Source organism: Alphaproteobacteria bacterium, from assembly GCA_018063245.1.
In the GTDB taxonomy this organism is placed as follows: domain Bacteria; phylum Pseudomonadota; class Alphaproteobacteria; order JAGPBS01; family JAGPBS01; genus JAGPBS01.
Genome location: JAGPBS010000014.1, coordinates 1 through 12,553, shown reverse-complemented (window position 1 = coordinate 12,553; position 12,553 = coordinate 1). Strand labels below are relative to the sequence as shown.

Annotated in this window: 12 protein-coding genes; 10 read left to right on the top strand and 2 right to left on the bottom strand. The window is 40.1% G+C overall.

What is annotated here, in order from left to right:
* Nucleotides 1–2 precede the first annotated feature (2 nt).
* The 3 genes from KBF71_03040 (at nt 3) to grxC (ending at nt 1,450) form a co-directional block, all read left to right on the top strand.
* Nucleotides 3–767, top strand: coding sequence for a trypsin-like serine protease (locus KBF71_03040; GenBank protein MBP9877293.1), 765 nt, complete (start codon nt 3–5; stop codon nt 765–767).
* A gap of 64 nt (nt 768–831) precedes the next feature.
* Complete coding sequence (locus tag KBF71_03035; GenBank protein MBP9877292.1) at nt 832–1,185, top strand: hypothetical protein; 354 nt, start codon at nt 832–834, stop codon at nt 1,183–1,185.
* A 10-nt stretch (nt 1,186–1,195) separates the two neighbouring features.
* Nucleotides 1,196–1,450 (top strand): glutaredoxin 3, encoded by a 255-nt coding sequence (gene grxC / locus KBF71_03030; protein ID MBP9877291.1) that lies wholly within the window; start codon nt 1,196–1,198, stop codon nt 1,448–1,450.
* 11 nt (nt 1,451–1,461) lie between these two features.
* Here the strand turns inward: grxC and KBF71_03025 are convergent, their stop codons facing one another.
* Nucleotides 1,462–4,704, bottom strand: a complete 3,243-nt coding sequence (locus KBF71_03025) for a PAS domain S-box protein (protein MBP9877290.1) — start codon at nt 4,702–4,704, stop codon at nt 1,462–1,464.
* Nucleotides 4,705–4,947: 243 nt separating this feature from the next.
* On the opposite strand from KBF71_03025, the gene KBF71_03020 reads away from it, so the two are divergent.
* The 4 genes from KBF71_03020 to KBF71_03005 all read left to right on the top strand — a co-directional run bounded on the left by KBF71_03020 (nt 4,948) and on the right by KBF71_03005 (nt 8,762).
* Nucleotides 4,948–5,604 carry a 50S ribosomal protein L25/general stress protein Ctc gene (locus tag KBF71_03020; GenBank protein ID MBP9877289.1) on the top strand — a complete coding sequence of 219 codons (657 nt, stop codon included), beginning with the start codon at nt 4,948–4,950 and terminating at the stop codon, nt 5,602–5,604.
* Nucleotides 5,601–6,233 carry an aminoacyl-tRNA hydrolase gene (locus tag KBF71_03015; GenBank protein MBP9877288.1) on the top strand — a complete coding sequence of 211 codons (633 nt, stop codon included), beginning with the start codon at nt 5,601–5,603 and terminating at the stop codon, nt 6,231–6,233. The genes KBF71_03020 and KBF71_03015 overlap by 4 nt, the downstream gene beginning before the upstream one ends.
* Nucleotides 6,234–6,252: 19 nt before the next feature.
* Nucleotides 6,253–7,356, top strand: coding sequence for a redox-regulated ATPase YchF (gene ychF / locus KBF71_03010; protein ID MBP9877287.1), 1,104 nt, complete (start codon nt 6,253–6,255; stop codon nt 7,354–7,356).
* 137 nt (nt 7,357–7,493) lie between these two features.
* A complete protein-coding gene (locus KBF71_03005) occupies nt 7,494–8,762 on the top strand; it encodes a sel1 repeat family protein (GenBank protein MBP9877286.1) in 1,269 nt (422 codons plus the stop codon).
* Between the two features lie 12 nt (nt 8,763–8,774).
* Here the strand turns inward: KBF71_03005 and KBF71_03000 are convergent, their stop codons facing one another.
* Entirely contained in the window at nt 8,775–9,857 is a 1,083-nt protein-coding gene (locus KBF71_03000; GenBank protein MBP9877285.1) for an Mrp/NBP35 family ATP-binding protein, read from the bottom strand.
* A 421-nt stretch (nt 9,858–10,278) separates the two neighbouring features.
* Here KBF71_03000 and hflK point away from each other — a divergent pair, with 421 nt between their 5' ends.
* The 3 genes from hflK to KBF71_02985 form a co-directional block, all read left to right on the top strand.
* Complete coding sequence (hflK, locus tag KBF71_02995) at nt 10,279–11,265, top strand: FtsH protease activity modulator HflK (GenBank protein MBP9877284.1); 987 nt, start codon at nt 10,279–10,281, stop codon at nt 11,263–11,265.
* A gap of 11 nt (nt 11,266–11,276) precedes the next feature.
* Nucleotides 11,277–12,149 (top strand): protease modulator HflC, encoded by an 873-nt coding sequence (gene hflC, locus KBF71_02990; protein MBP9877283.1) that lies wholly within the window; start codon nt 11,277–11,279, stop codon nt 12,147–12,149.
* Nucleotides 12,150–12,160: 11 nt separating this feature from the next.
* Nucleotides 12,161–12,553: acyl-CoA dehydrogenase family protein (locus KBF71_02985; protein MBP9877282.1), on the top strand; the 393-nt coding region annotated here is incomplete at its 3' end.

Below are 12,553 nucleotides of genomic sequence, written 5' to 3'. Positions count from 1 at the left end.
ATATGAGCGCACAAACACTCTCCAAAATCCTCTTAGGCATTTTCTTTATCTTTATTGCTCTTTACGCCTATGCAGCTAAAGAAAAAATTCATGGCATTGTTGGCACGGATGATCGTATTGTGATGCATCAAAACAACTGGCCCTGGTCATCCATTGGCAAAGTGATTCGCAATGATGATGGCTATTGCACGGGAACACTCATTCATGAACGATATGTTCTCACTGTTGCTCATTGTCTTTACAATGCAAACACAGGAACGCCTCTATCGCCAAAAAATCTTACCTTTTATGCCGGTGTCCACGGCACTGAAAATGATGGCGAATCGCGCATTGACTCTATCTTCTTTTCACCTGAATACGTTTATAATAGAGCTGATGAAACATCAATGTTTGCAAATGACTGGGCTATCTTGAAACTCTCATCATCTCTGCCATTACTCCCCATCACTTTATCTGATGAACCTTCTCAAAGTCTTTTAAATATTCCCTCTCACGCGCGCGTGATCAGGGCTGGTTATAGCTTTGATCGTGCTGATTATTTGATGGCTGATTCAACCTGCCACCTTTATGGTCAAAGAGATAAAGGCAGATTACTCATTCATGACTGTGACAGCACAGAAGGTGATTCAGGCTCTCCCTTTTTCATAGCACATGATGACAAAACAATTGAAGTCATTGGGATGCACGTCGCCATTAGTAAAAATCAGAAAACACAGCATGGCCTTGCGATTCCTGCAAGCCGGATAAAGGCTGCAATTCCTTTTTAAAATATCCCTATTGATGCTTCAATAAATTTCAAATATAGTTGAAAGCAACATAGGGAGATCGCTTATGATTCACAAAGAATTAGAATCTGAATTTATCCAATCACTTCAAGATCAATTTTCAGCTCTCAATGCAAAAATTGATCTCCTCACTCTTGAGAATTTTGATGATTTTGATGAAGATGACGATTCTTTTGATCAAATGATTCTAGAGGCAGACCAATTGATTAAACACTTGTCACTCTTACAATCTCCTCAGTTACAAAAGGCATTCATTCCTTTTTTAGAAGAAACCCTTTTTAAGCTTGCAACACTAGAGACAGCTTACATAGGCGTAAAAGATCGTTTAGGGAATGACATCCTTGCTAGCAATAAAAACAAAATGACTGATATGGTCAATGTACTTCAAAATAAAATTTAAAGGATAATCAATGACAACTGTTGAAATCTACACAAAAGATTACTGCCCTTATTGCAAAAAAGCAAAAGAGCTTCTCACCAAGAAAAAAGTTGCTTTTACGGAATATGACGTCACCTATGACCAAGAAAAATTTGAAGAGATGGTTGAACGCTCATTCGGGAGAAGAACTGTTCCGCAAATCTTTATCAATGGCACACACATTGGCGGTTGTGATGACATGCATGAGCTTGATGAAAAAGGAAAGCTCGATCCACTTTTGTCGTAAAAAACTACTTGTTATGCAGTACGGGCCATTGCTGACGTACCTTCATATTCTGAAACAGATGGAATCCATTTCCTAATATTGTTAATCAGATCTTCTTTACGCATTGGCTTGGTAATATAATCAAGCATCCCTGCCTCTAAACACCTTTCTTTATCACCTTTCATCGCATTCGCCGTCAAAGCAATAATGGGAATGTCTTCTATAATTTTTGATTCTTTCATGCCTGTTATAAGCCGGCTTGCCTCAAACCCATCCATAACCGGCATCTGACAATCCATAAAGATCAAATCAAAACGCATTTTTTGCACCCGATCTATCGACTCTTTTCCATTTGCGGCGGTTGACACTTTAACACCCATGCTCTCAAGCATTTTTGTTGCAACAAGCTGATTGACGAGATTGTCTTCAACGACCAATACATGAATGTTATTAAACATAATATTATCTGTTTTATCTTCATACGTCCGGACGGTATCAACAGTTAAAATGCCACCATCTCCACCTTGCTGCCAAGACTGCAGAACCTGAGAAATTGTTTTGACCAAAAGCCCCACATGAATTGGCTTTGATAAAAAGGCAGAAACACCCGCTGATGCAAATCGTTTAAAGAAGTTATAACCGCCAAGAGCTGTAAACAGGATCAGAGGTGTATTTTTAATTGGTGAGTCTTTCGCCTTAATTTCTTTTGCAAGCTCCTCACCATTCATGCCTGGAACCAAATAGTCAATCAAAGCAATATCAACTGGATGCCCTTCTTCTTTTGCTTTCAACATATAATCCAAAGCCTCTTTACTATCTAAGAAACAAACACACTCCATTCCTATATATTCAAGCTGCTCTTTCAAAATAACTAAGTTATCCTGCAGATCATCAACAATCAGGACACGTACACCTTTTAAGTCGATAACACTATGCTTATAATCTTCAACCAACTGTTCAGCAAAGGCCTGTAACCGCATTGTGAAATGGAATGTAGAACCTTTTCCTTCCTTACTTTCAAACCCAACCGTACCACCCATTAAATCCACAAGTTGTTTTGTAATCGCAAGCCCCAGGCCAGTACCACCATATTTCCTTGTCGTTTTGGTATCTAATTGTGAGAATTTTTCAAAGAGCCGTTCTTGAACATCTTCTGGAATACCAATTCCGGTATCGCTCACACTCACTTTTAACATTACATCATTTGGGTTGTCTGATTCTGGCGGCACTTGATCAATTGTGACTAATATACGTCCTTTTTCCGTGAATTTAATTGCATTTCCAACCAAATTCATCACAAGCTGACGGATACGGGTTGGATCCCCAACAACTGAGCTAACAACACCAGGAATGTATCGAACAATCAACTCCACACCTTTTTCACGAGCTTTCACAGCCATCAGATCGCATGTTTCTTCAATCAATGACAGAAAGTCAAAAGGAATCGATTCTATTTCCATTTTCCCAGATTCAATTTTTGAAAAATCAAGAATATCATTGATAATTGTTAAAAGAACTTCGGCAGAGCTCATCACTGTATGAATATATTCACGCTGCCTTGAATTTAACTGGCTTCCTAAAAGCAATTCAGTCATACCAATAATACCATTCATCGGCGTCCGTATCTCATGACTCATCGTTGCCAAAAATTCTGATTTCATCTTATTCGCATGATCTGCCTGTTCGCGAGCAACTTCTAGTTCTTTATTTTTACCCTCCATTTCTTCTGCAAAGGCTTTGAGTTTCTCTTCAGCTGCTTTTCGTTCTGTTATGTCTCTCACAATCCCTGAATATAATTTCTTCCCGTCCCCAATAATTTGTACAACAGAAAGCTCTAAGGGAAACACAGACCCATCTTGACGTCGCCCTGCGACTTCACGGCCAATACCAATCACTTTTTTCAAGCCAGTCGTATGGTAATTATGAAGATATCCATCATGCTCATGCCGGTAAGGCTCTGGCATTAGCATACTCACATTTTTTCCGATCACATCACGTGAGTTATATCCAAATATTCTCTCACAAGCTGGGTTAAAGGTCTGAACAAACCCTTTATCATCAATCAGAATCATTCCATCAACCGTTGCATCAACAATAGCACTAATACGGGCTTCTCTTTCTTTAAGAGCGGCTTCAGCTGCTTTTCTTTCTGTAATATCTCTGACAATTCCAGAATATAGTCTTTTACCATCACCCGTAATTTGCACCACGGATAGCTCTAAAGGAAAAACAGACCCATCCTGACGACGTCCTGCAACTTCACGGCCAACACCAATAACCTTTTTTTCGCCCGTCGTGTGGTAATTATTAAGATAACCATTATGCTCATGCCGATATGGCTCCGGCATCAGCATGCTCACATTTTTTCCAATCACATCACTTTCACTATATCCAAATATTCGCTCACAAGCTGGGTTAAAAGTTTGAACGATACCAGTATCATCAATCAGAATCATCCCATCAACTGTCGAATCAACAATGGCACTAATACGAGCCTCTCTTTCTTTAAGAGCGGCTTCAGCTGCTTTTCTGTTTGTAATATCGGCAACAAATTTCACAATTTTATAAGGCTTCCCCTCTTCATCCAAAATAGGGTTATAACTGCCTTGGATCCAAACTTCATGTCCATCTTTAGCTAATCTTTTATACTCAGCAACTTGGTATTCTCCAGCCTTCAAACTCTCCCAAAATTGCTTATATTCAGATGTGTTTTTATACTCAAGCGATACAAAAATAGAATGATGCTTTCCTTGAATATCCTCTAAGATATCTCCCATTAATCTTAAAAAAGCATCATTTGCTGTTAAAATTATCCCATCCATGTCAAATTCGACAACGGCTTGCATTTTATTAATGGAAGCAACTTGACATGATAGATCTCGCGTGAGCTGCATCTTTTCACTGATATCTCGAATACTCCCAACAAACATCCGTTTATCGCCATCAATGAAAGAACTAACCCCCAGCTCCATTGGGAAAATGCTGCCGTCTTTCCGTCTTGCCTTCACTTCACGGCCAACACCAATGACTTTTTTCTCACCCGTTGTATGATAATGTTTTAGGTAGTTGTCATGCGCAGAGTGGTACGGCTCTGGCATTAACATATTCACATTTCTGCCAATGACTTCATTCGCTTTATATCCAAAAATCCGTTCAGCGGAAGGGTTAAAACTCTCCACAATCCCTTTTTCATTGATTGTAATAATACCGTCAACAACCGTTGCTAAGAAAGCCTCCATACGGCTATCTTGACTTATGACATTCTTTTTTGGCATTTTCGCCTCCATCAGCCCAAAAGTAGTTCTCCATTTGTACATACTATCAACAGAGATATTGACAACCTATTAAATTGACAACCTGAAAAAACATAATATTAGACTTGACAAAAAGGCTTTTGTTATATTAATGTGATCTATCGTTTTGCACCCCTGGAGGCAAATCGACCTTCTTTTGTGCTTCTTGATTCATCAAAAATACAAAATGAAGTTATTACAACCACTAACATTTAGGAGTTTCTAATGATTGAAACACTCAAAATCGAAGCTACACAGCGCGCAAAGGCCGGCAAGGGGACCGCACGTGAAGCTCGTCGTCAAGGACATGTTCCTGCTGTCATTTATGGTGATAAAAAAGAACCTACAATGATCAATCTTTCTAAAAAAACACTTGATAGGCACCTTCATACGAAGGCTTTCATGAACCACATCGTTGAAATTGTTCTTGATGGAAAATCACATCAAGTTCTAACACGCGACGTTCAATATGATCCAATTAGTGATTTTGCAATCCATCTCGATTTCCTGCGCGTGAATGCAAAAACAGAAATTATTGCTCACGTTCCTGTTGAATTCTTAAACATGGAAACATGCCCAGGCATCAAAAAAGGTGGTATTTTAAATATCGTATCACACACAGTTGACCTTAGATGTGAAGCTGGCTCTATTCCTGAACAAATCATTTTCGATCTGAAAAATTCAGAAGTTGGCGATTCAATTCATATCAATCAATTTGATCTTCCAAAAGGTGTTAAACCTGTTGCTGCTGGTGATTTCACCGTTGCAACCGTCATTGCACCACCTAGCTTGAAATCAGAAGAATCTGAAACAGCTGCTGAGCCAGAAGCAGAAGCTGCTGCAGAAGGCAAATCTGCTGAGACAAAAGAAGCTAAAAAATGAAACAAGCTGCCTTAATCGGTCTTGGGAATCCGGGTTCTCAATATGCTGATACTAGGCATAATATTGGGTTTTGGGCGGTTGATGCAATTGCATCCCGCCTATCTCTCTCTTCTAAAGATTTCCAACTCAAGCACCACGCCCATTTTTTAAAAACTGAAATTCACATTCACATGGCTGGTGAAGAGCATGATTGCACACTTTTTTTAATGAAACCAGAAACCTATATGAATCTTTCTGGCAAGTCTGTTCAATCTTTAATGACAATGTTCAAACTCCATCCTGAAGATTTATACGTTATTCACGATGATCTTGATCTGGAACCAGGCAAAATTCGGATTAAAAAAGGCGGTGGATCTGGTGGACATAATGGCCTTAAGTCCATTGATGAAACGATTGGTCCAAACTATTGGCGCATTCGATTAGGAATTGGTCGATCAGAGAATCCACATATCCCAACTGAAAGATATGTTCTGCAGCGCCCATCAGATGAAGATGCAACCGCTATTCAAGATACAATTAACGGTCTTAGTGAAAACATTACAATGCTATTCACAAATCAAGCTGACAAGCTGATGAATAAAATAGCCGTTCAAAAACAGAAACAAAGCATCTCATCTGCACCAAGATGAGTCAATAAACGAGGATAAAATGGGATTTAAATGTGGTATTATAGGCCTTCCAAATGTTGGCAAGTCAACCCTGTTTAACGCAGTCACAGCAACGCACAATGCACAAGCTGCAAATTACCCCTTTTGTACGATTGAACCAAACTCAGGATCTGTTGATGTGCCCGATGCTCGTCTCGCTCTTATTGCAGCGCTTATGAGCTCTGAGGCCGTCATTCCCAACCAAGTTGAATTTGTTGATATTGCAGGCCTTGTTAAAGGCGCATCAAAAGGCGAAGGACTCGGCAATCAGTTCCTTGCAAATATCCGTGAGGTTAATGCCATTATTCATGTCTTGAGATGCTTTGTTGATACAGACATTACGCACGTTGAAGGAGATATCGATCCATTGCGTGATGCTGCCATCGTTGAAACAGAGTTAATGCTTGCGGACCTTGAGAGCCTTGAAAAGCAATATATCCGCATTCAAAAACGTGCGAAAACACAAGATAAAGAAGCCTTAAAGCTTCTGCCATTGATCGAAATGGTAAAACCCGTTCTGGAAGAAGGCCTCCCTGCTCGCCATGTTTTTGAAAAGCTCAATGAAGAAGACAAAACAACTTTCCGTACGCTCAATCTCCTCACATCAAAACCTGTTTTATATGTCTGTAATGTTGAAGAGTCTGCTGCCGCTACAGGTAATGACTTCTCACGTCTGGTTGAAACAATGGCACATGAGCAAAATGCCCAAGCTGTCTTTATCTCTGCGGCCATTGAATCTGAAATTGCAAATCTGGAAGAAGCTGATAAGCTCGATTTCATTGCATCCTTAGGGCTTTCTGAACCTGGTCTCCATAAAATCATCCGCTCTGCATACGAGCTTTTAGAACAAATTACCTTCTTCACCGCAGGCCCAAAAGAAACAAGAGCTTGGACTCTCAAAAAGGGCCTCAAAGCCCCACAAGCTGCAGGTGTCATTCACACCGATTTTGAACGCGGCTTTATTAAAGCAGAAACAATCGCCTATGATGACTTCATTCAGTTTAAAGGTGAGCAAGGCGCAAAAGAGGCTGGAAAGCTCCGCCAAGAAGGCAAAGAGTATCTCGTGAAAGACGGCGATATCTTCCACTTTAAGTTTAATGTTTGACACAAAGCTTATTTCCCAACACAAAATGCCTGATATAAGTCAACTAATCCTTGACTTATATACTTTTATATATTAATATTATAGATATATAATACATTTTCGGAATATTAATATTAAAAATTCATGAGGGTATCTGCATGTCACACTTCCCCACACCTAGCACTCCATCTCCCACTCTCGATCCTTTTAATTTCTTAAATCTACCTGAAATTAATTTACTTTTATTAGAATTTAACACACACACTCTCTCTCCAGATCCAGCACCAAGAGTTCAAGAACAAAAAGCAGATGACAATTTCCTTCTAACGCTTCCTGAAACCGATTTATTGGGCCATCTTGTCACCCTTGAAATACCTACGCACAATCCATATGCAATCGAGCAATACAAACAAAGCGTCGCTCTCTTAAACAATCCAAAAGCATCAGATGATGACATTTCAAGAGGGTTAGAGCATCTCAAAAACGCTGCTTCTTATGACTATCCGCTTGCTCTATTTGGCCTTAGTTACTATTCCTACTGCGGCAAATTCAACATTAAGCCAAATAAAAAAGAAGCCATCATTTTACTTGAAAAAGCGGCCGCACTCGGGCTTGATCAGGCTCAAAATGCACTTGTTAAATTCCAAGAACAAAAGAAGCACGAACTTGAAAGACTGTTTCAACTCGCAAATGAAAACGATGCTCATGCATTATTTCAACTAGGATACTACTATTTTAAAGGCATACAGTTAGAACAAAACTTCGGACAAGCTTATGAATTTTTATCAAGAGCTGCCAAACAACAACATGCGAAAGCATATTTTTGCATTGCTTTGCTTTACCAGAAAGGGCTCGGCCGTGAAAAAGATCTGCGTACAGCCGCAAGAATTTTTATTAAATCTGCTCAGCTCGGCTATAGAAAGGCTCAATATAATGTCGCCCTTTGCTGTAAAAAAGGCATAGGCTGCAAAAAAAATCCTGAAAAAGCCTTTGAATATTTCTTAAAAGCTGCAGCTCAAAATTATATGCCAGCGCAATACAGCCTAGCCCTTTGTTATGAAAGTGGTGAAGGCCTCAGCATCGATGAGGTCTCTGCTTTCATTTATTATAATATTGCAGCAACTGCGGGACATAAAAATGCTCAATACAGATTAGGGCGCTGTTATACAAATGGGATCGGTATAAAAATCAATTACCAAAAAGCTCTTGAGTGGCTCCAAAAAGCAGCGGTGCAAAATCATAACGAAGCGCAAGAAGCTCTTGTTGAATTACAAACTTATTTAGATAAAGTCCAGGCATCAGAAACGATAAAGCCGGAAGGTAACACATCGCCTCCAAAACCTGAATCAACGTCACCACAAAATGAACCTAAGCGGAAAAAATCCACAGTGGATATTAACGCCAAAAGAGTGCGCGTGAAAAAATAACGGCGCTTAGTATTAAGCGACTTTCATGTTTCGTCTGCTCAGCTCAGTAATCAAATTCTCAATGATAGTGTGGAAATGCGTTCCGACTTGACCATCGAGGGTAAAGGGCTCGCCCTTATCACTCTGCTCTCTGATTTTAATATCGAGAGGTAAACCACCCAAATATGGAATATCAAGTGATTTTGCAATGCTTTCTACACCATCATGGCTAAAAATGTGACTTTGATGATGACAGTTCGGACATTCAAAATAACTCATATTTTCAATGAGTCCTAAAATGGGAACATTCGTTTTTTTGAACATTTCAATCCCTCTGCGGGCATCAAGCAAAGCAATATCCTGCGGCGTTGAAACTACAATCGCACCTGTGAGCGGGACTTTTTGAGCCATTGTCAATTGTGCATCGCCCGTTCCTGGCGGCAGATCGATAAAGAGAATATCAAGTTCAGGCCATTTTACATCTTCAATCATTTGGCGAATAGCCGTTTGAACCATAGGCCCACGCCAAATCATGGGCGTTGCTTCATCCGTCATGTAACCTATCGACATGATAGACACACCATATTTTTGATGAGGAATCAGTTTTTTAGATGCCTTTTCAATCTCAGGACGACCCATCGTACTTGTCATTCTTGGTATTGATGGACCATAAATATCAGCATCTAACAAACCAATTCTGAATCCCTTCTTCGCGAAGGTTACAGCAAGATTCACAGCTGTTGTCGATTTACCAACACCACCCTTGCCTGAAGCAATCGCAATGATATGCCTCATATGTGGTAATGCCATTTTTTGAACAGGAGGAGCGCTCGGTGTTTTTGTCTGTGGCTTAGGCTCTTGAATTTGCTGGTGTGATGTGATCAGAATTTGAACATTCTCAAAGCCTGTCTTCTCTTTCAAAAGCTGCTCTATTTTCTTTTCAATTGTATAGAGAAAGGAAGCATCTTGAGGAGGACATGAAAAGAGACAACGCAACGTTTTGCTCTCAGGATAAAGGTGCACAGCCTCTAAGTACCCAAGTTCAACAATAGATTTCTGATATTTCGGGTGAAATACATAGGATAGAATTTTTTTTATTTCTTCTTGTATCGTCATGATATATTCTTTACCTTATAATCGTATAATAAGTTACAAATCAACTTATCTATTATAAAATTTTCGCACACAAAAGCAAGAAAACAAAATGAGGAAATAATTTATGTCATCTGGTTCTGATAAAGGAGGCCCATGGGGCCCATCTTCTGACGATGAAGAAGAAAAAAAAGATAAAACCTCAGATAAAGACTCACAATCTGATAATCCCTGGTCGAAAAAACAGGATAAGTCCAACAAAGATGACGAAGATGAGGATGAAGGTTCTATCTTTTATGACTCTGATGATGAGGATGATGATAAAAAAGAAAACGATCTTAAGGACATTTTCTCCTTTAACGATTTTAAATCGAAACGTAAAACAAGCTCTAACAGATCTAACGGCCCTGATTTTGATGAAAACTTTGAAAAATTCAAAGAAAAAATGGGTTCTTTTCTCCCCCATGGCTTACAGAGCACTGTCTTGATTATTGGCAGCCTTTTGCTAGCTGGTTGGTTTTTAACTGGCTTCTATCGCGTTTCAGCTGATGAACAAGGCGTTGTGCAACGTTTTGGTAAAATGGTCCGCACAGAACAGCCAGGCCTTCGTTACCATCTCCCTGCCCCTATCGAAATTGTTTACACACCAAAGGTAACGCGCGTCAATAAAGTTGAGGTTGGGTACAGAACAGAAAATGGTGACATGGATCGCTCTGGTAAAAAAGAATTTGGCGATGAATCCCTCATGCTCACGGGTGATGAAAATATCATTGACATCAACTTCACTGTTTTCTGGGTTGTAAAAGATGCAGGTGAATTCTTATTCAAAATACGTGACCCACAAGGTACCGTCAAAAAAGCTGCTGAAAGTGCTATGCGTGAAGTCATTGGCCAAACAGAAATTCAACCAGCCTTGACAGAAGCACGTCAGCAAATTGAATTGAAAACGCAGCAACTCCTCCAAGAAATGCTGAATAACTACAGCTCAGGGATCGAAATTACGCAAGTGCAGCTTCAAAAAGTTGATCCGCCTTCCGCAGTTATTGATGCCTTCAACGATGTTCAACGTGCACGTGCCGATAAAGAACGTCTCAGAAATGAAGCAGAAGCCTATCAGAACTCAATTGTTCCCGTCGCACGCGGTGATGCTGAGCGCATTCTTGAAAACGCAGCCGCTTATAAAGATCAACAGATGCGTCTTGCTGAAGGTGATGCAAAGCGTTTTAAATCTGTGCTTGATGCTTATCAAGATAGTAAATCTGTGACAGGAGACAGGCTCTACTACGAAGCCATGGAAACAATCCTACAGAACACCCCTAAAATCATTATTGACAAGTCTGCCCAAGGTGCTCAGGGTGTTGTACCCTACCTCCCCTTGAATCAGCTTAAAAATGAATCTGCTGAAGCGACCGCTTCACCAAAACAACAATAACGGAGATACACATGAATTCTAAATTGATTGCAATAATAGTCGGTGTTTTCGTTCTGTTTATCCTGCTCAGTGGATCCTTATTTGTAGTGACTGAGACAGATCAAGCCATTGTTCTCCAATTTGGGGATCCAAAACAAATCTATCGCGACCCTGGCCTCAAACTTAAAGTGCCATTCATCCAAGATACTGTTTTCTATGACAAACGCGTCTTAGATCTAGACCCACCGATACAGCAAGTGATTCTTTCTGATCAAAAAAGGCTGAATGTTGACTCATTCGTGCGCTTCAAAATCAAAGACCCACTCAAGTTCTACCAAACAGTTGGGTCTGAAAAAATTGCAGAACAACGCCTCAACTCAGTTGTCAACTCATCCTTACGCCGCGTGTTGGGTAATGTGACTCTGCAAGCCGTGCTCTCAGCTGAACGTGCTAATATTATGAACATGATCCACACACAATCGAATGAAGAGGCTTCAAAATTCGGCATCGAAGTTGTTGATGTTCGAATTCGCAGTGGTGATTTGCCATCAGAAACATCGCAAGCGATTTTCGCCCGGATGCGCTCTGAGCGTGAGCGTGAGGCTGCAGAATTCAGAGCTCAAGGACAAGAGCAAGCGCAGCAAATCAAAGCAAAAGCTGATCGTGAAAGAACCGTGATTCTGGCAGAAGCTGAAAAGAAAGCACAGATTCTTCGTGGTGAAGGGGATTTTTCAGCCCTCAATACACTCAGCAAAGAAACCTCAAAAGATCCTAAATTCTATTCCTTCTATAGAAGCCTTCAAGCCTATAAAACATCATTAGGATCCAATGACACAACAATGGTTTTATCACCTGAAAGTGAGTTTTTTAGATTCTTTAGTCACGCGAGTGATTTAAAAAAATAAAAGGACAAAATATGACAGAACAACTCATCCAAATTCAAGAGACAAAATCTGGAAAAAAATCAAGCAAAGCGGCCTTCAATTGGCAAGATCCACTTTCGTTTGATAGTCTCTTGACTGAGGATGAGACAATCATTCAGACACAAGCGCGTCAATATTGTCAAAAGAAACTCCTACCGCGTATTATCAAAGCCAATCGTGACGAAATCTTTGATCCTGCTATTTATCTCGAAATGGGTGAGATGGGCTTTCTTGGTTCAACCCTCTCTGGCTATGGCTGTGCTGACACAAGTTATGTTGCCTATGGCCTTATTGCACGCGAAGTTGAGCGCATTGATTCAAGTTATCGTTCTGCTCTTTCTGTGCAATCAAGTCTTGTTATGTACCCCATTCACTCATATGCATCA

Bases quoted from the DNA above. Each gene is read 5' to 3' on its own strand.
- KBF71_03040 (MBP9877293.1), top strand. From the start codon at position 3: ATGAGCGCACAAACACTCTCCAAAATCCTCTTAGGCATTTTCTTTATC.
- KBF71_03035 (MBP9877292.1), top strand. From the start codon at position 832: ATGATTCACAAAGAATTAGAATCTGAATTTATCCAATCACTTCAAGAT.
- grxC (MBP9877291.1), top strand. From the start codon at position 1,196: ATGACAACTGTTGAAATCTACACAAAAGATTACTGCCCTTATTGCAAA.
- KBF71_03025 (MBP9877290.1), bottom strand. From the start codon at position 4,704: ATGCCAAAAAAGAATGTCATAAGTCAAGATAGCCGTATGGAGGCTTTC.
- KBF71_03020 (MBP9877289.1), top strand. From the start codon at position 4,948: ATGATTGAAACACTCAAAATCGAAGCTACACAGCGCGCAAAGGCCGGC.
- KBF71_03015 (MBP9877288.1), top strand. From the start codon at position 5,601: ATGAAACAAGCTGCCTTAATCGGTCTTGGGAATCCGGGTTCTCAATAT.
- ychF (MBP9877287.1), top strand. From the start codon at position 6,253: ATGGGATTTAAATGTGGTATTATAGGCCTTCCAAATGTTGGCAAGTCA.
- KBF71_03005 (MBP9877286.1), top strand. From the start codon at position 7,494: ATGTCACACTTCCCCACACCTAGCACTCCATCTCCCACTCTCGATCCT.
- KBF71_03000 (MBP9877285.1), bottom strand. From the start codon at position 9,857: ATGACGATACAAGAAGAAATAAAAAAAATTCTATCCTATGTATTTCAC.
- hflK (MBP9877284.1), top strand. From the start codon at position 10,279: ATGGGTTCTTTTCTCCCCCATGGCTTACAGAGCACTGTCTTGATTATT.
- hflC (MBP9877283.1), top strand. From the start codon at position 11,277: ATGAATTCTAAATTGATTGCAATAATAGTCGGTGTTTTCGTTCTGTTT.